General features: G+C 63.6%; 17 protein-coding genes. 7 read left to right on the top strand and 10 right to left on the bottom strand.

Translation table 11 applies throughout. The features are described 5' to 3' along the window. Positions 1 to 2 precede the first annotated feature (2 nt). The 5 genes from C8348_RS01905 to C8348_RS01925 all read right to left on the bottom strand — a co-directional run bounded on the left by C8348_RS01905 (position 3) and on the right by C8348_RS01925 (position 5,553). The gene (locus C8348_RS01905; protein ID WP_198646881.1) at positions 3 to 1,733 is read right to left on the bottom strand and encodes a sensor histidine kinase; all 1,731 of its coding nucleotides are present in this window, start codon (positions 1,731 to 1,733) and stop codon (positions 3 to 5) included. Between the two features lie 123 nt (positions 1,734 to 1,856). Further along, on the bottom strand, positions 1,857 to 3,476 hold the full coding sequence (locus C8348_RS01910) for a GMC family oxidoreductase (protein WP_106751564.1): 1,620 nt from the start codon (positions 3,474 to 3,476) through the stop codon (positions 1,857 to 1,859). Positions 3,477 to 3,600: 124 nt separating this feature from the next. Further along, positions 3,601 to 4,068: a DUF1203 domain-containing protein gene (locus C8348_RS01915; RefSeq protein WP_106751565.1), complete on the bottom strand. Its 468-nt coding sequence runs from the start codon at positions 4,066 to 4,068 to the stop codon at positions 3,601 to 3,603. 122 nt (positions 4,069 to 4,190) lie between these two features. After that, positions 4,191 to 4,979, bottom strand: a complete 789-nt coding sequence (locus C8348_RS01920; RefSeq protein WP_106751566.1) for a tellurite resistance TerB family protein — start codon at positions 4,977 to 4,979, stop codon at positions 4,191 to 4,193. Positions 4,980 to 5,085: 106 nt separating this feature from the next. Continuing rightward, positions 5,086 to 5,553: an Lrp/AsnC family transcriptional regulator gene (locus tag C8348_RS01925; protein WP_106751567.1), complete on the bottom strand. Its 468-nt coding sequence runs from the start codon at positions 5,551 to 5,553 to the stop codon at positions 5,086 to 5,088. Positions 5,554 to 5,684: 131 nt separating this feature from the next. On the opposite strand from C8348_RS01925, the gene hppD reads away from it, so the two are divergent. Then, positions 5,685 to 6,797, top strand: a complete 1,113-nt coding sequence (gene hppD, locus C8348_RS01930; RefSeq protein WP_106751568.1) for a 4-hydroxyphenylpyruvate dioxygenase — start codon at positions 5,685 to 5,687, stop codon at positions 6,795 to 6,797. Between the two features lie 190 nt (positions 6,798 to 6,987). Beyond that, on the top strand, positions 6,988 to 9,300 hold the full coding sequence (locus C8348_RS01935; protein WP_106751569.1) for a putative bifunctional diguanylate cyclase/phosphodiesterase: 2,313 nt from the start codon (positions 6,988 to 6,990) through the stop codon (positions 9,298 to 9,300). A gap of 271 nt (positions 9,301 to 9,571) precedes the next feature. Here the strand turns inward: C8348_RS01935 and preA are convergent, their stop codons facing one another. The 5 genes from preA to C8348_RS01960 all read right to left on the bottom strand — a co-directional run bounded on the left by preA (position 9,572) and on the right by C8348_RS01960 (position 16,875). After that, a complete protein-coding gene (gene preA, locus C8348_RS01940; RefSeq protein WP_106751570.1) occupies positions 9,572 to 10,882 on the bottom strand; it encodes an NAD-dependent dihydropyrimidine dehydrogenase subunit PreA in 1,311 nt (436 codons plus the stop codon). Positions 10,883 to 10,909: 27 nt separating this feature from the next. Beyond that, positions 10,910 to 12,268, bottom strand: coding sequence for an NAD(P)-dependent oxidoreductase (locus C8348_RS01945; RefSeq protein ID WP_106751571.1), 1,359 nt, complete (start codon positions 12,266 to 12,268; stop codon positions 10,910 to 10,912). Positions 12,269 to 12,533: 265 nt separating this feature from the next. Continuing rightward, a complete protein-coding gene (locus C8348_RS01950) occupies positions 12,534 to 14,180 on the bottom strand; it encodes a CRTAC1 family protein (protein ID WP_106751572.1) in 1,647 nt (548 codons plus the stop codon). Further along, positions 14,177 to 15,646, bottom strand: coding sequence for a di-heme oxidoredictase family protein (locus C8348_RS01955; RefSeq protein WP_244293912.1), 1,470 nt, complete (start codon positions 15,644 to 15,646; stop codon positions 14,177 to 14,179). Before C8348_RS01955 ends, C8348_RS01950 begins: the two co-directional genes overlap by 4 nt. A gap of 59 nt (positions 15,647 to 15,705) precedes the next feature. Continuing rightward, positions 15,706 to 16,875, bottom strand: a complete 1,170-nt coding sequence (locus tag C8348_RS01960; protein ID WP_208983442.1) for an ROK family protein — start codon at positions 16,873 to 16,875, stop codon at positions 15,706 to 15,708. Positions 16,876 to 17,209: 334 nt separating this feature from the next. On the opposite strand from C8348_RS01960, the gene xylF reads away from it, so the two are divergent. The 5 genes from xylF to xylA all read left to right on the top strand — a co-directional run bounded on the left by xylF (position 17,210) and on the right by xylA (position 23,418). Beyond that, complete coding sequence (gene xylF, locus C8348_RS01965; RefSeq protein WP_106751574.1) at positions 17,210 to 18,241, top strand: D-xylose ABC transporter substrate-binding protein; 1,032 nt, start codon at positions 17,210 to 17,212, stop codon at positions 18,239 to 18,241. A 154-nt stretch (positions 18,242 to 18,395) separates the two neighbouring features. Continuing rightward, complete coding sequence (locus C8348_RS01970) at positions 18,396 to 19,691, top strand: sugar ABC transporter permease (RefSeq protein WP_106751575.1); 1,296 nt, start codon at positions 18,396 to 18,398, stop codon at positions 19,689 to 19,691. 3 nt (positions 19,692 to 19,694) lie between these two features. Beyond that, positions 19,695 to 20,516 carry an ATP-binding cassette domain-containing protein gene (locus tag C8348_RS01975; RefSeq protein ID WP_208983443.1) on the top strand — a complete coding sequence of 274 codons (822 nt, stop codon included), beginning with the start codon at positions 19,695 to 19,697 and terminating at the stop codon, positions 20,514 to 20,516. 138 nt (positions 20,517 to 20,654) lie between these two features. Further along, on the top strand, positions 20,655 to 22,100 hold the full coding sequence (gene xylB / locus C8348_RS01980) for a xylulokinase (protein ID WP_106751576.1): 1,446 nt from the start codon (positions 20,655 to 20,657) through the stop codon (positions 22,098 to 22,100). 1 nt (position 22,101) lies between these two features. Further along, positions 22,102 to 23,418 carry a xylose isomerase gene (gene xylA / locus C8348_RS01985; RefSeq protein WP_106751577.1) on the top strand — a complete coding sequence of 439 codons (1,317 nt, stop codon included), beginning with the start codon at positions 22,102 to 22,104 and terminating at the stop codon, positions 23,416 to 23,418. Positions 23,419 to 23,446: the final 28 nt, after the last annotated feature.

Consider the following 23,446-nt stretch of genomic DNA (forward strand, 5'->3'; position numbering starts at 1 on the left):
TCCTACTCCGCCGCCCGGCTGACTGGTTCTGCGAGCGGCAAGCTCATACGGAAGCAGGCACCGCCCTCCGCCCGGTTCGAGGCGACAAGGCTGCCGGAAAAGTCGTGAACGATCTTGTAGGCGATGGAAAGGCCGAGGCCCAGCCCCTCCCCGACCGGTTTGGTCGTGAAAAACGGGTCGAAAATCTGGTCCATGACCGCCTCAGGAATGCCTGGTCCATTGTCGAGCACGTCGAGCAAGACCGCATCCTCGACCGTCAGGCGGATCTCGACCTCAGGATCCGGCCGGCCCTCGACGGCGTCCAGTGCATTGCTCAGAAGGTTCACCACCACCTGCTCCAGCCGGATGCGGCCTCCTGCGACACGAACATCATGCTCCGGTCGGATGAGCCGCAGCGGCACGCCGTTGCGTTTGGCCTGCGGCATCACCAGAAGCAGGGCTTCTTCCACGACCTGGCACAGGGACACGATCTGCACCTCCGTGCCGGCACGGCGGGTGAACCCTTTCAAGGTGCGGGCGATTTCGGCCATGCGATGGACCATCGCCGTTATGCGGGCGAGATTATCCTGCGCCTTGTCCGCCTGTCCCCTCGCAATCAGCATGCCGGCATTTTCAGCGTGCGTAGAGATGACAGCCAGCGGCTGGTTGAATTCATGGCTGAGCGCAGCCGACATCTGCCCGAGCGTCGCCAGCTTCGCTGCCTGGACAAGACCAGCCTGGGTGCGGCGCAGGTCCTCTTCCGCCTGCTGCCTCTCATGCACCTCATCGGCCAGAAGCGCATTTGCGCGGGTCAATTCCCGGGTTCGGCTCTGGACCCTGCGTTCAAGCCACAACGCCGCCGCACGGTTGCTGCGCAGGCGACGTGCCATCGCGTCCTGCCGTTCGAACACCGACCACACCACACCGCCCGCGATAATGGACACCAGAAAGGCGATCAGCATGGCATTGGCAGTCTGCGTTTCGGCTTCCGCCGTATCGGCGAGCAGATAGACGCGCCAGCCGAGGATCGGCAGATCTTCACCCAGGGCGACATAGGGACGCCCGATGCCGGCACCGGGACCACGGACGAGAAGATACTCTCCGGCCAGCCCGCCTGGCTCGAGCCCAAAGAGGAACGAGGCACCGCGCCGGTCATCCCTTGGCTGGTAGGACAGCCCGCGCCAGGCAGCAACATTCGAGGCAACGATCTGCCCGCCGGCATCAACAGCGATCAACGCATCCAGACTGAGCGCCCAGGCGCGCTCGATATCCTCCAGACTGACCCGGACCGCGACGACGCCAACCAGGCCCTTTTCGCTACGAACGCCGGAAGCGAAAATATAACTGCCGGCATTCCTGTCCTGCCCGCCCAGGACCTCCCGGCCAAGTTGACCTGACATCGCGGCCGCGAAGGCATGGCGAATGTCAGGGGGCGCAGGGGCGGGAAGCCCGTCCGGCGGTGGGCTGACGGCGACCGGCTGGCCGGCAGCATCGAGAAACCAGACTTCTCGCGCACTGGACATGGCTGCCGCGATGGCTGCGATCCGGTCCCCCTCCGCACGGCTGCCGGTTTCGATGATGCGGGCAATGTCCGGGCGGCGGGCCAGGAGCGGTGTCATCAGCCGGTACTTGTCCAGCAAACTTTCCAGCGCTCCGGCCTGGACGGCAAGCGCTGCCTGCTTGCGCAGTTTCAGATCACCGAGAAAAACACGCAGGCTGGCGACACCTGTCAGCCAGACAACAAAAAACGCCACCAGACAAAGTCCGGCAACGATGGCAATCCGTTGGCGCGGCCCCCGGCGCCGTCTCATGAAACGCTGCGTCATGACCGGACACTAGAGCATTTTCCCGAAAGACCGAAGGGCTCTAGCAGGCTGTCATGCGGACAGGCCACGCCGACGATCCTCGCGGATCATCGCCGCCCCCTTGTCGGCGATCATCACAGTGGGGGCATTGGTGTTGCCGGAGGTGATAAGCGGCATCACCGACGCATCGACCACGCGCAGGCCAGAAAGGCCCCGGACCCTCAGCCGTTCGTCGACCACGGCGCGGTCATCAACGCCCATGCGGCATGTGCTGGTCGGGTGGAAAATCGTGGTGCCGATATCACCGGCAGCCCGGGCCAAATCCTCGTCGCTCTCGAACCGCGACCCCGGCAGATACTCCGAGGGGCGGTACCTGGCCATGGCGGGCGCCTGCATGATCTGGCGCGTCAGGCGGATGCTGTCGGCCGCGACCTTCCGGTCGCTGCCGGTGGAGAGATAGTTGGGACGGATTTCCGGCTGGTCGGACGGATCGGGATTGATCGCGTGCACATGGCCACGGCTGTCTGGCCTCAGATTGCAGACGCTGGCCGTGATGGCTGGGAAGGAATGCAGCGGCTCGCCGAACTTGTCGAGGGACAGCGGCTGCACGTGGTACTCGATGTTGGCCGTCTCAAACGAGGGATCGGAGCGGGCAAAGACACCGAGCTGGCTCGGCGCCATCGACATGGGGCCGGAGCGATTGAGCGCATAGCGCAGGGCAATCTTCGCCTTGCCGAACAGGTTGCCGGCCATCTGGTTGAGCGTGACGGCACCCTCGACCTTGAAGATGGTGCGCAGCTGCAGGTGATCCTGAAGGTTTTCGCCAACGTCCGGCATCTCGTGCCGGATCTCGACGCCGATGCGCTCCAGGACGGCCGCATTGCCGATGCCCGACAATTCGAGAATATGCGGCGACTTCACTGCACCGGCTGCAAGAATGACCTCGCCGGCGGCGCGCGCCACAGCGGGCTCGCCTTTCAGCTTCAGGGACACGCCGGTCACCTGCCGTCCCTCGAGGGTCAGGGACTGGACTTCCGCGTGGGTCAGGACCTTGAGATTGGGCCGCTTCATCGCCGGGCGCAGGAACCCCTTGGCCGTGTTCCAGCGAATGCCGCGCTTCTGGTTGACCTGGAAATAGGACGCGCCGAAATTGTCGCCGCGATTGAAGTCGTCGACCTTCGGAATGCCCGTTTCGGCGCAGGCATCGCGGAAGGCATCGAGCACCTCCCAGGACAGGCGCTGTGGCTCGACACGCAAGCCGCCGCCCTGGCCATGCAGATCATCGTTCAGCGCGAAATGATCCTCCGACGCGCGGAAATGCGGCAGCACATCGTCCCAGCCCCAGCCCGTCAGCCCCAGTTGCCGCCAGCCGTCATAATCGCGCGCCTGGCCGCGCATGTAGATCATGCCGTTGATGGACGAGCAGCCGCCCAGCACCTTGCCACGCGGGTAATTGAGGCTGCGGCCATTGAGGCCGGATTCGGCTGCGGTCTTGAAGCACCAGTCCGTGCGCGGATTGCCCATGCAGTAGAGATAGCCGACGGGGATGTGGATCCAGTGGTAGTTGTCAGGACCGCCCGCTTCCAGCAGCAGAACCTTGACATCCGGGTCGGCGGACAACCGGTTGGCCAGCACACAGCCGGCCGAGCCCGCGCCGACGATGATGTAATCCCACGTGCCCAGATCCTGCATGATGCCTCCCGACGCGCAGTGTTGCCTGCACATGACCCAAGGAGACATCCAGCAGCCCTGCCGGTCAAGGCGCAGGCCCGCACAACGGACCTGCATTTCTTGGCATGGCAAAGAAGTCAGGTTGTCAGGCCCGCGTCGCACGGGCGGCGTAGCAGCCGCGCGTGGCATAGTGGAAATGCAGGTAATCGATCGCCGGATCAGCAAACAGCCGTTCGATCTCGCCGCCGAGTTCCTTGCCGCTGACGATGCTGGCATCGACAATCCGGTGCGCGGCATTGAAGGCCCGGACCGACAGCGCAGGAACGCGCAGGGACTCGGGAACCGTATCGACATCGGGCCGCACACTTTCCGCGTCCTGGCAGACATAGATCGCATGCGAGGCGCGGTAGGGCGTGTCCTCGGCCAAGTGCTCGTAATTCACGAGCAGCAGCCGTTCACCGATATCGGCAAAGCGGAGGCCAAGGCGGCAGGGATAGGCGGGCTTCTTGTCGGCGATATGGATGTCGATGTTGCGGGCTGCAAGTTCGGCATCTGACAGCGAGAAGAGAGGGCGGAAGCTGTCAGCGGAAAGCGGTTCGATCTGGAATGCCATGGGGGTCTCCTGTCCGGATGATCTCATCCGGGCAGGACCCTGCCAGCAGGCGGAGCGGCAAACCACCCGATAGGCGAGCGGCGCGGAAACTCCGCGCCGCGCAAGCAGCAAACCTGTCGCCGTCAGGCGAGTTCGGCTTCCTTCACCGCGTTCTCGATCTCGGCAACCAGGGCCGGATCGAGATCGAGCCGGGCTGCCAGCATCTGGAGATAGGCCTGCTCGGCGCGGTGATCGGGATCGATGGCGAGACGAGAGGCAGCATAGATCTCGGCAGCGGCCTCAGGCGTGGTGGCGCTGGCGACGATCTTGTCGAGGTCCAGGGGGGAACGGAGCTCGTCCATCAGGAACGCCTTGGCTTCGTTGTCGAGGCCGGCTTCATCCATCTTGCCGAAGATGCGGCGCTGTTCGTCGGCGTCGATGTGGCCATCCGCCTTGGCGGCCGCGATCATCGCGGTGAGCAGGGTCACAGCCACCTGCTGGCTGCCACCCGGCGCGCGTTCAGGATCGAAGGCCGTGCCACGCGGGGCTTCCAGTTCCAGCGGCGCTCGCGACCAGGGACCGGAGGTGCCCATGCCGGACGATGCGCCCGTATGGCCGGCATTTGCGCCAGAGCCCTGACTGCCGGGCTGCTGACCGGCCTGATAGTCCTTGTAGGCCTTGTAGGCGAGGCCTGCGACCAGGGCGAGACCGCCATAGGTGAGCGCCTTGCCGCCAATCTTGCGGCCGGTCTTGCTGCCCAGAAGAATGCCCGCAAGGCCGCCAGCCGCCAGACCGCCGGCATTGGACGACAGGAAGTCCTTGCCCTTCTGCATCAGGTCGCCACCGGACCCACCCGACCGGCCCTTGCGTGGGTCGAGCTGGCCCTGAGCGGAACCGAGGAACTGGTCGAGAAGCGACTTGGCATCAAACATCGGGGCACTCCGGCAGCAGTCAGGTCAGATGACGCTGACATGGGAGCGCAAAGCGCCGGATACAAGCAAACCGTCCGAAATGTCATGCAGCCACCGCGACTGGCTTTCAACGGTTGTCCAACGGCAGCAGATTGTCATCCTTCAGCGTGTCCATGGCGATGGACGAGCGCACATGCTGCACCGCCTCGTGTGGCAACAGGTCATCGTTGATCACCCGGCTCAGCGCCTTCAGGTCCGGCACCACGATCTTCAGCATGTAGTCGACATCGCCAGTCAGCGTATGCGCCTCCTGCACCTCCGGCATCGCCTGGACCATGGCGCGGAAACGGCGGGCATTCTCGCGGCTGTGCGCGCCCAGCGTGACACCGACAAAGGCCGTGACGGCAAAACCGAGGCGTTCGGTGGCCAGATCCGCGCGATAGCGGCGGATGATCCCCTCCCCTTCCAGCGTCTGGCGCCGGCGCGATACCTGGCTAGCCGAGAGGCCGATGCGCTCGCCGAGCTGCTGGTTGGTCAGTGCGGAATTTTCTTGCAGTGCACCCAGAAGGCGCAGGTCAAAGCTGTCCAGTTCCATTTTCGTGCACCAAAAAGTCAAACGACGCGTAGTTTGTGCGAAGCAGACGCCGCTGTCACGTCCTTTGCACACACCTTGCACGTGGGAAGGCGCACTCTTGGCCTACGTGTAAGTCCAGAGGAGGAGACATCATGGGACCCTTTCCGCACAACGCCCCCCCGGCGGTGATCAGCGACGCCAACCCGGCCGGCACCGACGGGTTCGAGTTTGTCGAGTTCTCGCATCCGGAACCGGAAAAGCTGGACGAGCTGTTCCGCAAGATGGGCTATGTCCCGGTCGCCAGGCACAAGACCAAGAACATCACCCTCTACCGTCAGGGCGATGTCACCTATGTGCTGAATGCCGAGCCGGGCTCCTTTGGCATGCGTTTCGTCGAGGCGCACGGCCCTTGCGCTCCGGGCATGGCCTGGCGCGTTGTCGACGCGAAGAAGGCGTTTGAGCATGCGGTGAAGATGGGCGCGACGCCTTACGAGGGCGACGACAAGGCACTCGACGTGCCGGCCATCATCGGCATCGGCGGCTCGCTGCTGTATTTCGTCGACACCTACGGCGACAAGGGCTCGGCCTATTCGGCTGAATTCAACTGGCTGGACGGCGCGAACCCGAAGCCGGAAGGCGTCGGCTTCTATTATCTCGACCACCTGACCCACAACGTCTATCGCGGCAACATGGACAAGTGGTGGGACTTCTACCGCAACCTGTTCGGCTTCAAGCAGATCCACTTCTTCGACATCGATGGCCGCATCACCGGCCTGGTCAGCCGCGCCATCACCTCGCCTTGCGGCAAGATCCGCATCCCGCTGAACGAGTCCAAGGACGACACCAGCCAGATCGAGGAATACCTGCGCAAGTACAAGGGCGAAGGCATCCAGCACATCGCCGTCGGCACGGATGACATCTATGGCTCGACGGACAAGCTGGCCGACAACGGCCTGAAGTTCATGCCGGGCCCGCCGGAAACCTACTACGAGCGCTCCCATGCCCGCGTGAACGGCCACGACGAGCCGCTCGACCGCATGAAGAAGCACGGCATCCTGATCGATGGCGAAGGCGTTATCGACGGCGGCATGACCAAGATCCTGCTGCAGATCTTCTCCAAGACCGTGATCGGCCCGATCTTCTTCGAGTTCATCCAGCGCAAGGGCGACGAAGGCTTCGGCGAGGGCAACTTCCGAGCCCTGTTCGAATCAATCGAGGAAGACCAGATCCGTCGCGGCGTGATCAAGGTCGATGCGGCCGAGTAAGCGCGATCCGGATTGTAAATTTTGCGAGGGGCGCGGATTTTCTGCGCCCCTTTTTTGCGTGCAAAACGCCGATTCAGCACAACCTTTGCACAGTGGAGCGAATACGCCCGGAAAAACCCAGAGAAAATTAAGCCTTAGCGGAGAGGCTTGACCAGACCATCAACGGAAGCTGAAAAGCCCGCAGATCCGCATGAGAGCCACGACAGAGACAGAAGTTCTTGCCTCATCTCCGGCAAGGACGCTGGACCTCAAACCAGCGAAACTGGGCAACTACTCGTTTGTTGCCTTGCTGGTGGGCATGTTCGCCGCGATCGTTGCCGCTTTCATCTTTGTTCTGTCAGCCATCCTGATCTATGAGCGGGAATCGTCCGTCCGGGAGATCAGCTCGGTCGAACGTGCCTATGAAAATCACAAGCTGCGACTGCTCGAGCGCATCGAGCGCATCGAGCGCTATGCAGCTTCCAACGCCGCTTATGTAAACACAGACACGGCATTTGACCCCGAGTGGGTGAGATCACGCTTCGGGCGCGGCCTGGCTGTTCGCGAGGGCTATGATCTGGTCGCCATTTTCGACCGGGACATGAACGAAGCCTTCTCATACCGCCCTGAAAGCGGACCGACGGACCTCACGCTTGCTTCTGCCCTGTCGCCGGAGACCGCAGGGCTTACCACCGATATCCGGCAGCGCTATGTGACCGGCCTTGTCACCGCCCGCAATGGCGACACCTATTTTTCGGGCAAGATGAAGGACATTTCCGCGGTAACCGAGGTCCAGATCGGCGAGCGAATCGCCATCGTTGCCGTCATGGCAATTGTCCCGGATCCCGGTGGCATTCCAATGCGCCGGGACGTGCCCCACGTGCTTGTGGCGGTCAAGCTGATCGACGCGCAGGCCCTCGCCGACATGCTGTCATCGCTGTCGCTGGCAAACCTGTTCCTCGAACAGACCATTCCCTCCGGCATGAACGGAGCAGCGATCAGGGATGAGGATGGCACCGCCCTCGCCTACCTGACCTGGGATCCGATGGCGCGAGCCTCGCAGCTCATTCTGGCCTCCGCTCCGGTGCTTGCCGTCGCGCTTTTCGTCATCCTGGCGGTCGCTCTTCTGATCCTGCGCCGGAACACGGCAGCCTATCGGGAACTGGAAATCCGCAAGCGCGATATCCTCGAGGCCGCACGGCATGATGGCCTGACCGGGCTTCTGCGCCGGGACTTCTTTCTGGCTACGGCGGATGATCTGCTGGATGGGCCCCTGGCAAGCGCCGGAACATTGGGGGTCATCTACCTTGATATCGATGACCTGACCCAGATCAACGATGCCTTCGGGCATGTGGTCGGCGACCACTTGATCCAGCATGTCGTCTCGGTGATGCAACGCAAATGCCGAACCGGTGACATCATCGGCCGGATGGGCGGCGACGAGTTCGTACTGATCCTGAGTGGACGACCATCATCCGACGCACTGCTGGATGAAGTGAAGGAACTCACGGCCTCCCTTAACAGGGCTGCCATGCTGGACGATCATCCCATCGAGGTCTCCTGCTCAATCGGCGTGGCGCTGCGGCCCGACCACGGTACGCGGATGCCGTCGCTGCTGCGGGCCGCTGACGTCGCCCTGCAGCGTTGCCGCGCCGGAGGACGCCGGCAGTTCAAGCTTTTCGACAAGGCCATGGACGAGGAAATCCGCGAGCGCCGCAGGCTGCGCGACGAGTTGCGCCAGGCGCTGGAGCGGAATGAATTCGATCTGTTCTATCAACCCATCGTCGATGCCCGTGATGGCAAGGTACGCCATCTCGAGGCACTGCTGCGCTGGCATCACCCCGAGCGCGGCCTACTGGCCCCCGGAGCGTTCCTCGATGTTGCCGAGGAAACCGGACTGATCGATCCGATTGGCGCCTGGGTGCTGCAACGCGCGATCCGTGACGCGAGCACCTGGGACGGGGCCGGGGTGTCCGTCAATGTCTGTGCCACGCAGGTCGGATCCGGCACGCTGCCGCAGCAGATCGAGACCCTGCTGGCTGAAACCGGGCTGCCGCCGTCGCGCCTGACACTCGAAGTGACCGAGACCGTGATGATGGACCGGTCCGGCGTCATCGATGATGCAATCAGCGAGTTGTCACGATTTGGGGTCGGGATCGCGATCGATGACTTTGGCACAGGGTATTCGAGCCTCAGCTACCTGCACGAGTACCGATTCCAGACCCTGAAGATCGACCGCAGCTTCGTTGCGCGCCTCGGCACGGACCCCAAGGCGCAGGCGATCATTCGTTCGCTGGTCGAACTGGCCCGAACGCTGGACATGACCGTGGTTGCCGAAGGCGTCGAGACCGAAGAGCAAAAGGTCATGCTCGCCAGCGCTGGATGCCAGATGCTGCAGGGCTATCTGTTCAGCCGGCCGAAGCCGGTGCTGGAGCTCGCGGATCAGGGTTTCATTCAGCTGATGCCCAAACAGGGCGCCATGCCCGAGGTTTCGACAGGTTCCTCGGGCGCACTGGCAGGCTGATCGGCGCAGAAACTGGACTTTGCCGACGCGGGCGTTTGCCGAGCTCAAAAAACCGAGCCAGCAGCGTCATCCCGGTCGAGCTACGCGAGAGCCGGGACCGGAGGGTCGAGGCGTCAATATTTCGATCAGTTAAGGCCGGCAAAGCCCAGGCTCTCCGGTCCCGGATCTCCGCTTCGCTCTCGTCCGGGATGACGACGAGAGGCCTGTCAAAAGCCTGAAGGGCGCACCGATGAACAGTGCGCCCTTCGCTTGAACGGTCTGGCTGACCCGCTTACTCCGCCGCCTGCAGGGCGTTGGGGTTGTTCGGGTGGGTCGTCCAGTTGGCGTAGTCCGGATTGACGGTCTTGCCCGTGCGCGGGTCAACGCTGCCGGCGGGCATGGCCTCCATGGTGATGCAGTTCTCGACCGGGCACACCGAAACGCAGAGATTGCAGCCGACGCATTCTGCGTCGATGACCTCGAACTTGCGTGCGCCGTCGACCAGGTTGGTGATCGCCTGGTGCGAGGTGTCTTCACAGGCGATGTGGCAGCGGCCGCACTTGATGCAGAGATCCTGATCGATCTTCGCCTTGGCGATGTAGTTCAGGTTCAGATACTGCCAGTCCGACACATTCGGCACGGCCATGCCGGAGAAGTCGGAAATACGTTCATAGCCGGCCTCGCCCATCCAGTCCTTCAGACCCTCGATCATCTCCTCGACGATCTTGAAGCCATAGGTCATGGCTGCGGTGCAGACCTGGACGTTGCCAGCACCAAGGGCAATGAATTCGGCCGCATCGCGCCAGGTGGTGATGCCGCCGATGCCGGAGATCGGCAGGCCGCGTGTCGCCGGATCGCGGGCAATCTCGGCGACCATGTTGAGCGCAATCGGCTTCACGGCCGGGCCGCAATAGCCGCCATGCGAGCCCTTGCCATCGACAGTCGGCGTCGGCGCCATGCGATCAAGGTCAACGCCAACGATGGAGTTGATGGTATTGATCAGCGAGACAGCATCCGCACCGCCGCGCTTGGCCGCCTGGGCCGGCTTGCGCACGTCGGTGATGTTCGGCGTCAGCTTCACGATCACCGGCATGCGGGTGTACTGCTTCACCCAGCGGGTGACCATCTCGATATATTCCGGCACCTGACCAACGGCCGCGCCCATGCCGCGCTCGCTCATGCCATGCGGGCAGCCGAAGTTCAGCTCGACGCCATCGGCTTCGGTCTCCTCGACCCGCTTGAGGATCGAGGCCCAACTGGCTTCCTCGCAAGGAACCATCAGGGAGACGATCAACGCCCGGTCCTTCCAGTCGCGCTTGACGCGCTTGATTTCCTGCAGGTTCACCTCGAGCGGACGGTCGGTGATCAGCTCGATATTGTTGAGGCCGATCAGCTGACGGTCCTTGCCATGGATCGCGCCGTAACGCGGGCCGTTGACGTTGACCACGTGCGGGTCCTCGCCAAGCGTCTTCCAGACGACACCGCCCCAGCCTGCCTTGAAGGCGCGGACGACGTTGTATTCCTTGTCGGTCGGCGGCGCGGAGGCCAGCCAGAACGGGTTGGGCGACTTGATGCCGATGAAATCTGATCTCAGATCAACCATGATGGGATCTCCCGAATAACGGCTGGCTCAGGCGCTGAGCGCCCGGTGAATGGCTTCGGCGGCAATCTTGCCGTCCTCGACTGCAGCGACCGTCAGGTCCTCGCCACCAGCAACACAGTCACCGCCGGCCCAGACCTTGGGCAGCGAGGTGGCGCGGTCGGCGTCGACGACGATGCGTCCCTTGTCGAGGGTGAGGCCGGCAGCCGAACCGTTGAGACCAGCCGGCTCCAGCTTCTGTCCAACGGCCTTGAACACCATGTCGGCATCGAGATGCACGATTTCGCCGGTACCGGAAAGTTTGCCGGCGCTGTCGAGCCGGGTGCGTTCAAGGTCGATGCCGGTGACCTTGCCGTCCGCTCCGATGATCGCCTTCGGCGCGACCCAGTGCAGGATGCGCACGCCATTGGTCTGGGCGAGATCCTGTTCGAACTCGCTGGCGTTCATGTTTTCCTTGCCACGGCGATAGGCGATGGTGACATCCTCGGCGCCAAGCAGCTTGCTCTGGACGGCGATGTCGACCGCCGTCATGCCGCCGCCGATGACGACAACGCGGCGGCCAACCGGCAGGCGGGAGAGGTCTTGCGCCTGGCGCAGATCGGCGATGTAGCTGACTGCATCGACGACGCCCGACAAGTCCTCGCCGGGAACGGACAGGCCGTTCACACCGGCCAGACCGATGGCAAGAAACACCGCGTCATATTCCTGCTGCAACTGATGCAGCGAGAAATCCTCGCCGAGCGTCTGGCCGTTGACCACGGAAATGCCGCCGATCGACAGGATGAAGCGGACTTCGCGTGCCGCAAAGTCATTGACCGACTTGTAGGCGGCAATGCCGTATTCATTCAGGCCGCCAGCCTTGGAACGGGAATCATAGAGCACCACGTCGTGGCCATAGGACGCAAGGCGATGGGCGCAGGACAGACCGGCCGGACCGGCCCCCACCACCGCAATGCGGCGCAGCGTCGGCTCGCCCCGGGTGAACGGGGTAGTGTCGTGATTGTCCATGTAGTGATCGGTGGCAAAGCGCTGCAGCTCGCCGATCTTCACCGGCTTGTCTTCTGCTTCGTTGCGCACGCAGGCTTGCTCGCACAGGGTTTCGGTCGGGCAAACGCGGGCGCACATGCCGCCCAGGATGTTCTGCGCGAAGATGGTCCGCGCGGCGCCGTTGGCGTTGCCGGTCGAGATCTGGCGGATGAACAGCGGAATATCGATGCTGGTCGGGCAGGCCGTGACGCAGGGCGCGTCATAGCAGAAGTAGCAGCGATCCGACTCGACCCTCGCCTCATGCGGATCGAGCCGCGGGTGAAGATCGCAGAAATTTTTGGCGTATTGATCCAGCGACAGGCGCGCGGGCGCGATGTCAGGACCTGTCTTGGTCTGAGTCATGAGAGGATCTCCGGAAGGTGGCGACCTATGTCTGGTGCCCGTTTCTTGTCTCGAACAGGCTTTCCTGGAAGCATTGAAGGAAAATTTGTCCAAACAGTCAAATATTTTTCGAAAAGATAATTATATGAACGTGATAGTCAGATTTTGATACCCGCTAAGCTGCTGAAATTCCTCAAGGGAGCTTACCGCAGGACAAGACGTCTCTGCCCAGCAGCAAGAGCCGGGCAGAGGAGAACACGACGAAATTCGGTGATCGGTGGCTGCATCACTCCGGGAACCAGAGCTTGGCCGCCTCGGCACCGCGCTCGATCACGACGTGGTTGTTGGCAAAGACGCGGTAGGAATGGCTCCACTCGCCATCCGGCCAGCGCACACGCACCTGGGCCCGTTCCGAAACGCCAAGGCCGAAATGGACGAAGCCGAGCTGGCCGGAGGCATGGCCGCCGCCGATGAGGACGTCGCGCTCGATCGACTTGGTGCCGACGCGCACGCTGATTTTCGCGCCGACCGCATTCCGGTTCGGCTTGCCGGGCTGGACGAGTTCAACCGCCAGCCAGTTGCCGAGTGGCCGCGCCCGTACCGCATCCCCGGCCCCGACATTCCGGAACAGGCTGGCCGGCTCGCCCCGATTGACGACGACGAGATCCAGCAGACCGTCGGCGTTGAAATCGGCAAACCCGGCGCCCCGGCCACGGCGAGGCAACGCCAGACCCGCAACATCGCCACTTTCCACGAACTTGCCATCCCATTGGCCCAGCAGCAAATTGTCCGGATCGAAGGCCGCGAAGTCAGGCATGGATTCGACATTGCCCTTGGCGATGTAGAGATCCCACAAGGTGTCGTTGTTGACATCCTGGAACTCGGAGTGCCAGCCGGTGGAGGGACGCAGGTCGTCTCCTGTGTAGGGGCGATGCGCCGTCACGCCCTTGTCGAAGGCGATGTCGGCATAGACGGGGACGAGTTCGTCTCCTTCCGGTTCGAGGCTCTGGAGCTTGGTGTCGCCCATGCTTGTCAGCGCATATTCCGGCAAGCCATCGACATCGAGGTCAATGCTGGCAATACCCATCCCCCAGATGGTGAGCTTGCGCCAGCCATCGGCGCGCCGGTAGGCCTGCGCCGGGCGGCCAGGCGGCACGGCCCAGAGCTGCTCTTCGCCGCCGCGATAGTACTGGCGATCATTGGAAATGCGCAGCGCCGGCTCGCCGGACCGGTTCCAGTCCGTGAACAGCATCGACAGGCTGCAGTAGCCAGGTGTCAGGCTCTGGAATTGGCTGTAGTCCGGGCGCCCGCCGGCAACAGGCCGGTGCAGCATGTTGTCATGACATGTGCCCCAGGGTGATCCGGGCTGGGACCGGTCGACATAATTGCCGAAGGCAAGCGTCGGATAGGTCTCGCCCGGCTCCCAAGTCGCGGCAAAGGACGTGCTCCAGGCGTTGCCGCCATCCAGCTTGACCTGGCGGTTGGCAACTTCAAAGCGGCATTCGCCAAGGCCGCGCAACAGGAGGTTCTCGCCGACGCGCAGGACGACGAGATCAACCTTGCCATCATTGTCGAAGTCGAGCGGATAGGCCCCCGTGACGCGGGCAAGCTCCTTCTCGCCAAGCCCCATGTCAACCTTGCGGAAGGCCAGAGCGCCGCCGGTGGGGCTTTCGTTGACGTAAAGTGCCGCCGGGTTCTTGCCGCCGGCAAGAAACAGGTCGGGACGACGATCGCCGTTGCAGTCGGCAATGGCGACGCCGCCACCGACGAAATACTCCCAGGGGCCATCATACTGGTGTGCGATCCCGGCGGCCTCTGCCTGTTCGACAAAGGCCGGCACCGGGGCGAGCGATACGGCGCGATCCTCAGCCCGAGCGGGCAGTGCGGCCACGGCCAGCGAGGCCGCCAGAAGGGTCAGGAAGGAGGATTTCATTTGGCCACCTCGAGCGTGCGCAGGAAGGCAATGATCGATTGCTGCTGGACTTCGGGAAGCGCGGCATAGGCATCGCGGACCCGAGCAGCACGGCCTCCATGGGCGAGGATCACTTCATTGAGCGTGGTTATATCGCCGCGATGGCCGTAGGGCGCCGTGTTGCCGACGCCCCATAATTCGGCGGTGATGAACACGTCGCGGTCGACAAAGCGCTGACCCAGAAGTTCGTTGCCAAGTTCGTCTGTCTGGGCGTCCGCAATACGGTGACGCTTGAGATCGCCGAACAGCGGCACCAGGACACGTCCCTTGTCGTCGCGCGGCAGGCGCTTGACCCAATCGAGAGCGGCAAGGTTCAAAACGAGTGGATCGCTGACATCCTGTGCCCGCAAGGTTCCTGCGCCTTCGAAGGGACCGGGATCAGAGAAAGCCAGGCTTTCGAGCGGCAACGCCGGGCGATGGCAGGACACACAGCCAATGTCAGCGAAGGCCTTCTCGCCCTCGGCAGCGGCAACCGACCAATCGTCTGGCAGGTCCCTCCGGCGTCCCGGCGCCGGCAGTGCGGCCTGAAAGGCGACGAGCGCCGACACATGTCCCGTATCAATCTCGTCAGGAACGCCGTCCATGTCGAAGTCGGAACTGCCGGTCCATTGCGCGCCGAATCGCTCCGTTGCCTGGATGCCGTGATGCACGTTGAGGGCATTGACCGTGAACTGGCGCAAGGAAGCGAAGACACCTTTCTGGCTGAAGGGGCGCAACACCAGGTCCGGATCGATGCCGTCGATAGCCGTCACATCCAGCGTGCCATCGGGATGGGCCGTCAACTTGCCGAAGGCAACGTCCTTTGTGGAAAGGGCGACCGTCACCGGCTCGCCCGACTGCCGCGCCTGCCGCAGGGCGTCGCGCCGCTGGCCCTGCAGTTCCACGGTCATTTCACGGGCGAGCAGTTCGACAAGCCCCGCCCCTTGCAGGATGTTGGTGCCGCGCTCATTGGAGAATTGCGGGTCGGTCGTGTCGAAATCGGCACTCTCGAAGCCTTCGGAAACGAAGACATTGGCGACAAAATCTCCAGCGCCGCCGGTCACCGGCTGGTTGTGACACCCCGAACAGGCGCTGGCGTCAGGGCCGGGAAGCCGGTTGAAGGTCGTCTCGGCCGGGCGCTTGCGCCGGGTTGGCACGATCGCCTGGGTCGCCATCGGCCGGCCCGCGCCCTCTGCCCGGATAAACCGCGCCTCGAACAGCCGCTGACCTTCGGCGATCAGCTCCTCCAGCCGCTTCGTGTCTTGTCTTGCGGCTTCGGTCTTGAGGTCCTCTCGCAGTTCATCAAAGGACAGCGGGCGATCCAGATGCCGCTCGCTCCAGCTTTGCGCCGCAACCGGACCGGACGACATCAGCGCCCCGGCGCAAAGGAGCACCATCAGGTGGTCACGGCCGCGTCTGGCAATCTCGCGGGTCATGTATCGGTTCATGGCAGCAGTCTCCTCCCCTGCGGCCGGCGTCGATCAAGGCTCTCTGATGTTCCCTTGCCTCATGGAGCCAGGGAACTGCGGCCCGTGCGGACGCGGCGTGTTGCGATCACAAGTGTTTCGTCCAGCCGCCGCATGGCCTGGGCAATCAGGCCACGGCGGATGAAATCCTCGTTCCAGGGCACAACGTCGATGGTCAGCGAACGGCGCAGGTCCTCCACCAGCGCGTCCTCCAGAGCCGTGTGCATGGCTTGTTCCATAAAGGGATAGGCCCGGATACCGGCACCGGTGAGCACGATGCGGGCCGGGTCAATGACAGCCAGCAGCCGCGCAACGCCATAGCCGAGCGCCGTTCCCGCCTGAAGCAACGCGCCGATTACCTGCGCATCGCCCGCCTCCGCCCGCTCATGCAGCTCCTCGAAGGTGTTCGCGGTGACGGGCATGGAGGCCGGATCCGTGACATCCGGCAGGGCCTGCGTCATGCGCAGCAAGGCGTAGTCAGCCAGATAGGCCTCAAGGCAACCGCTGCGGCCGCAACGGCAACGGGCACCGCCCGGAATGTGGTTGGCATGACCGATTTCGGCGGCTGCCCCACTGGCCCCGACAAACAGATGATCATCCAGAAACAGCCCCATGCCGACGCCGTAGTCGACCATGATGACGGCAAAGGTGCCGCTGTAGCGCTCGGGATCGGACCAGTGCAGCGCCTCGGTGATCATGTTGGTGTCGTTGGACAGGGTCACCCTTGCGGAAAACGCTTCCTGCAACGGACCGACGACAGGTATGTCGCGTCCGGCAAAGGCCGGGCTCCAGACCACCTCGCCCTTGTTGGTATCGACGATACCCTGGGAGGCAACCCCGATCTCGAGCACGCTTTCCGGGTCAACGCCGGCCGCAGCAACGAAGTCCCGAACCGCATCGGTCAGGGTCGCCGGAAAGGTGCCTCGGTCAGCCAGGGTGGCATCGTAATACACCTTGCGGCTGTGGAAAATCTGGCCGGCAAAATCGGCCATGGCGAGATCGATCCGGTTGACCGAGATCCGCACGCTGATCACATTCGCGGCACTGCCATCAATTGCAAGCAGGCTGCGCGGACGGCCGCGCGCCAGAGGCGCCCTGGGTTCATCGGCATCAATGCCGACAATCAGGCCCTCCTCCAGCATGTCGGACGTGATCGCAGTGATCGTCGCCGGACTGAGCTGCGTTGCCCGCCCGAGATCGATCCTGGCCATTTGCCCTTCTCGTCGCAGGGTTTGCAGGATCAAGCTGCGGTTGCGCAGCCGGACCTGGTCCCTGTTCGCTGTCTGCGTCATGGGATGACGTTTCTTCCCTCGTGTTTCCGCCCGTGTCCTGCCGATTCTGTTTGCCGGCATGGTCGTCGAGTTCTGAAACGGGTCTACCGTTTCGAAAAGCATGTTGACAGGAGCAAAGAGATGGAGCAACTTTTTTTCGGGCGCCAAAAAAAATAGATCGAGCGCCTGAGCACAGGAGGGTGCTCTCAATCCCTCAGGGAAAAAAGGAGGTGCTGCCGGGAGAAGGGCGGCGCCTTTAGGAGGAAACACCGCTATGCGCAAGATTGCCGTACTCGTCGCGGGAGCGCTTCTGTCTGCGACCGCTCTGACTGCCGCCAAAGCCCAGGATATCGTTGTCGGCGTAAGCTGGTCGAACTTCCAGGAAGAACGCTGGAAAACCGATGAAGCCGCCATCAAGGCCGCCCTCGAAGCCGCTGGCGCCAAGTATATTTCCGCAGACGCCCAGAGCTCTTCCGCCAAGCAGCTCTCCGACGTCGAAGCGCTGATCGCACAGGGCGCCACCGCCCTGATCATCCTTGCCCAGGACGCACAGGCGATCGGCCCGGCCGTTCAGGCCGCTGCCGATGAAGGCATTCCGGTCGTCGGCTATGACCGTCTGATCGACGATCCGCGCGCCTTCTATCTGACCTTCGACAACATTGAAGTGGGCCGCATGCAGGCTCGCGAGATCCTGAAGGCGAAGCCGGAAGGCAACTACGTCATGATCAAGGGCTCGGCCACTGACCCGAACGCAGACTTCCTGCGTGGCGGCCAGCAGGAAGTCCTGCAGGCTGCAATCGACAGCGGCAAGATCAAGATCGTCGGCGAAGCCTACACCGACGGCTGGCTGCCGGCCAACGCCCAGCGCAACATGGAGCAGATCCTCACCGCCAACGACAACAAGGTCGATGCGGTCGTGGCTTCGAACGACGGCACCGCTGGTGGCGCCGTGGCAGCTCTTGCGGCCCAGGGCATGGAAGGCACCCCGGTCTCCGGTCAGGATGGCGACGCCGCCGCCCTGAACCGCATCGCCAAGGGCACCCAGACCGTGTCCGTCTGGAAGGACGCACGCGAACTCGGCAAGACCGCAGCTGAAGTTGCCGTGGCTCTGGCCAAGGGCGGCAAGCTCGGCGACGTCGACGGCGCAACCATGTGGAAGTCGGGCAGCGGCAACGAGCTGACCGCCCGCTTCCTGACCCCGATCGCCGTCACCAAGGACAATCTGAACGTCGTCGTTGACGCCGGCTGGATTTCCAAGGACGCCCTGTGCCAGGGCGTGTCGGGCGGCCCGGCCCCCTGCAACTAAGACCTTCCAGGTCTTTTTCCGCTGCCCCGGCTCACACCGGGGCAGCGTGATATCCGGACGCGCCTGAACTCAAGCACGAGTGCCGTGTTGACTGCCCTTGCGTCACGCGCTCTTATCAGGCCACCGGCGACCAGCGATATTCAGGAGCATTCCGATGTCCGATGCCACCCTGTCCGGGTCCAAGACCCCGACAGCCAGATCCCTCGTATCCGCATTGCAACTCGACACCCGGCTGCTCGGCATGATCGGTGCGTTCGTGGTGCTGTGCATTGCGTTCAACATCTTCACGGATGGCCGGTTCCTGACGCCGCGCAACATCTTCAACCTCACGATCCAGACCGTTTCCGTCGCGATCATGGCGACCGGAATGGTGTTCATCATCGTCACGCGTCACATTGACCTGTCGGTCGGCTCACTGCTGGCCACGGTTGCGGCGGTGATGGCCGTGATGCAGACGCAGGTTCTTCCGACAACGCTTGGCCTGGGTCTTGGCAATCCGTCGATCTGGATCATTGCACTTGTCGTCGGCCTGGTCGTCGGCGCTGTGATCGGCGCATTCCAGGGCTGGATGGTCGGCTATCTCGGCATCCCTGCCTTCATCGTGACACTCGGCGGCCTGCTCGTCTGGCGCAATGCCGCCTGGTTCATCACCGATGGCCAGACCATCGGTCCGCTGGACGAAACCTTCGCCATGATGGGCGGCGCCGGCGGCACGCTGGGTGAAACCTGGTCGTGGATCATCGGACTTGTTGCCGTGGCCGCGTCGATCTGGCTGCTGCTGTCGGCACGCCGCCGCCGCGCCGCGCATGGGTTCCCGGTCAAGCCTGTCTGGGCCGAAGTGACCATGGCCGTGATCATCAGCGCCGCAATCCTGGGCTTCGTGGCCGTTCTCAATGCCGCAGATATCCCGACGCAGCGCCTGCAGCGCATGTTCGCCGCGCAAGGACAGACCATGCCCGAGGGTCTGGTCATGGGTTACGGCATCCCCATCTCGGTGCTTCTGCTGATCATCGTTGCCATTGCGATGACGATTGTTGCCCGGCGCACCCGCTTCGGCCGCTATGTCTTCGCCACTGGTGGCAATCCGGATGCGGCCGAGCTGTCAGGCATCAACACCCGCCTGCTGACGGTGAAGGTGTTTGCCCTGATGGGCGGCCTCTGTGCCCTGTCTGCAGCCGTTGCCTCTGCCCGCCTCGGGTTCTCGACCAACGATATCGGCACGCTGGACGAACTGCGCGTCATCGCCGCTGCCGTCATCGGCGGCACGGCCCTCTCCGGCGGCATCGGCACCATCTATGGCGCCATTCTCGGCGCACTGATCATGCAGTCGTTGCAATCCGGCATGGCCATGGTCGGGGTTGACGCCCCGCTGCAGAGCATCGTCGTCGGCATCGTTCTGGTCCTCGCCGTCCTCGTCGACATCCTTTACCGCAAGCGCACGGGAGACTGAGCCATGGCCGCGCCTCTTGTTAAAAAGCCTGGCCACGGCGGAACGCCACTGGTCGAAATGGAAGACATCTGCATCTCGTTTGGCGGGGTGCATGCCGTGGACCACGCCTATGTGGATCTCTATCCCGGCGAAGTGGTGGGTCTGCTCGGTCACAATGGCGCCGGCAAGTCGACGCTGATCAAGATCCTGTCCGGCGCCTACCGTCCGGACAGCGGCGAAATCCGCATCGATGGCAAGCCGGCCACGATCAACAGCCCGCGCGATGCCCGCTCCTACAACATCGAGACGATCTACCAGACACTGGCGCTGGCGGACAATCTCGACGCGGCATCGAACCTGTTTCTCGGCCGCGAGCTGGTGACGCCGTTCGGCTTCGTCAATGACGACCAGATGGAAGCCGAAACGCGCAAGATCATGAGTAAGCTCAACCCGAACTTCAAGAAGTTCAAGGTTCCGGTAAAAGCCCTCTCCGGTGGCCAGCGCCAGTCAGTGGCCATTGCCCGGGCGGTCTATTTCAACGCGCGCATCCTGATCATGGATGAGCCGACTGCGGCGCTCGGCGTGCACGAGACGCAGATGGTGGGCGAGCTGATCCAGGAGCTGAAGCGCCAGGGCCTCGGCATCTTCCTCATCAGCCACGACATCGAAGACGTGTTTGAGCTGTGCGACCGTCTGACCGTGATGAAGAACGGCCGTGTGGTCGGCACCGCCCGCACGGAAGACGTGACCAAGGACGAAGTGCTCGGCATGATCATCCTGGGCAAGTGCCCTCCGGGTGCAAAGCCTGGCCCCGGCGCCATGGCAGAAGATGCCGAAGCCGCCTGAAAGCTGCGCTGTTGTGACCCCGACAGCCGGACTTTCCGGCTGCCTCCAAACCCGTTAAGACAAGGCTCCCCGGCGCCGGAACCCGACGTGGTTCGCAGGCCCGGGGTTCTCTTGGACCAGTTTTGAGGAACGCACCTCATGTTCATCGGCCTCGATATCGGCACCAGTTCCGTCAAGGCGGTGCTGCTGGACGACGACCAGCGCCCTGTTGCCTCGGCCAGCGCCCATCTCGATGTCTCCCGCCCTCATCCTGGCTGGTCGGAACAGGATCCGGACAGCTGGTGGACCGGCGTCGAGGCGACACTGGATGACCTCAGCCACCGGTTTCAGCGCGAGATGGCGGCCGTTCGCGGCATCGGCCTCTCGGGCCACATGCATGGCGCAACCCTGCTGGACGCTGCCGACCGGCCGCTGCGCCCCTGCATCCTTTGGAACGACGGACGCTCGGCCAGCCAGTGCACCGGGCTGGAGGCGCGTGAGCCGCGCTTCCTGACCCTCGGCGGCAACCGGGTCATGCCCGGCTTCACCGCGCCCAAGCTGCAATGGGTGCGCGAGAACGAGCCGCACATCTTCGCGAAGGTCGCCAAGGCGCTGCTGCCGAAAGACTACGTGCGGCTGCGTCTCACCGGCGACCATGTCGGCGAGATGTCGGACAGCGCCGGCACGTTGTGGCTGGACGTGGCGGCCCGCGACTGGTCGGAGCCATTGCTGGCGGCAACCGGCCTGACCCGGGAACATATGCCCCGGCTGGTCGAGGGATCGGATGCCAGCGGCCGTCTGCGACCGGAGCTGGCCGCGCGCTGGGGCATGACACAGGCCCCGGTGGTGGCAGGGGGCGGCGGCGACAATGCTGCGTCTGCTTGCGGCGTCGGCGCCGTCAAGCCGGGCTCGGCCTTCGTCTCGCTCGGCACCTCCGGCGTGCTGTTTGTCACCAACGACCGCTTCTCGCCCAATGTCGCCAGCGCGGTGCATGCCTTCTGCCATGCCGTTCCCAATACCTGGCACCAGATGGGCGTGATCCTATCGGCCACCGACAGCCTCAACTGGCTGTCAAAGATCCTGCGCCGGCCGGCCGCCGAGCTGACGGCCATGGTCACCGGCCTCAAGGGCCCATCGGCGGTGCAGTTCATGCCTTATCTTGGCGGCGAGCGGACCCCGCACAATGACGTGGCGATCCGCGGCGGCTTCCAGGGTCTGGCCCATGAGACCGGCGAGGCGGATCTGACCCATGCGGTGCTCGATGGCGTCGCCTTCGCGCTGATGGATTGCCTCGGCGCCCTCACAGCGGCCGGCAGCAGCGTCACGCGCGTGACGGCTGTTGGCGGTGGCTCCCGCTCGCGCACGTGGCTGGAGATCATTGCCACAGTTCTGGGTGTCACCGTTGACGTGCCGCAGGACGGCGATTTCGGCGCGGCCCTGGGTGCTGCCCGCCTCGGACAGGCGGCGGCCGACGGCTACGACCCGGCCACCTTCTTCACGCCGCCGCTGGCGGCCAGCATCGACCCCAATCCCGACCTCCGTTCTGCCTATGCCGATGCCTATCGGCGCTGGCGGAACCTCTATCCTGCAATGAAGGAGATCTGACGTGGCCACTGGATTTTTCGACGGCCTGGAGCCGGTCCGCTTTGTCGGTCCGGACGCCCGCGACCCCTACGGATATCGCTACTACGACAAGGACCGCGTGGTCCTGGGCAAGCGCATGGAAGACCACCTGCGCCTCGCCATCTGTTACTGGCATTCCTTCTGCTGGCCGGGTGGTGATCCGTTCGGTGGTGACACGTTCCAGCGCAAGTGGATGGCCGCTGGTGATCCGATGGAACAGGCAAAGCTCAAGGCGGATGTCGCCTTCGAGATGTTCCAGCTTCTGGACATGCCGTTCTTCACGTTCCACGACCGCGACATTGCGCCGGAAGGCGCAACGCTGGCCGAAAGCAACGCCAATGTGAACGCCATCGCCGACATCTTCGAGCGCAAGATGGCGGACAGCGGCGTCAAGCTGCTCTGGGGCACGGCAAACCTGTTCTCCAACCGCCGCTTCATGGGCGGCGCGGCGACCAACCCGGACCCGGATGTCTTCGCCTATGGCGCGGCCCAGGTGAAGAACGCCATGGACGTGACGCACCGCCTCGGCGGCGCGAACTACGTGCTCTGGGGCGGCCGTGAAGGCTATGAGACCCTGCTCAACACCGACCTGAAGCGCGAGCTGGACCAGCTCGGCCGCTTCCTGTCCATGGTGGTGGAGTACAAGCACCGCACCGGCTTCAAGGGCGCCATCCTGATCGAGCCGAAGCCGCAGGAGCCGACCAAGCACCAGTACGACTTCGACGTCGCCACGGTCTTCGGTTTCCTCAAGGCCTATGGCCTGGAAAACGAGGTCAAGGTCAACATCGAACAAGGCCACGCGATCCTTGCCGGCCACTCCTTCGAGCATGAGCTGGCGCTTGCAAACGCATTGGGCATCTTCGGTTCGGTCGACATGAACCGGAACGACTATCAGTCGGGCTGGGATACTGACCAGTTCGCCATGAACGTGCCGGAGATGGCGCTGGCCTATTACGAGATCCTGAAAGGCGGCGGCTTCACCACCGGCGGCACCAACTTCGACAGCAAGATCCGCCGTCAGTCGATCGACGCCGTCGATCTGATCCAGGCTCACGTGGGCTCTGCCGACGCCATCGCGCGCGGCCTACTGGCAGCAGCTGCCATGATCGAGGATGGCCGTCTCGGCGGCTTCGTCAAGGACCGCTACGCCGGTTGGGACAAGCCGGAGAACGCCGAGATCCTGAAGGGGAACGTGACGCTGGAAGCCCTGGCAGACCGCGTGCACGCAACCAACCTCGAGCCGCAGCCGAAGTCAGGCCGTCAGGAATATCTGGAAAGCCTGGTCAACCTGTTCGTTTGACGCAAGTCGCGAGAAAGAAGGCCCCGCC

Source organism: Pannonibacter carbonis (genome assembly GCF_003012935.1).
GTDB classification, from domain to species: domain Bacteria; phylum Pseudomonadota; class Alphaproteobacteria; order Rhizobiales; family Stappiaceae; genus Pannonibacter; species Pannonibacter carbonis.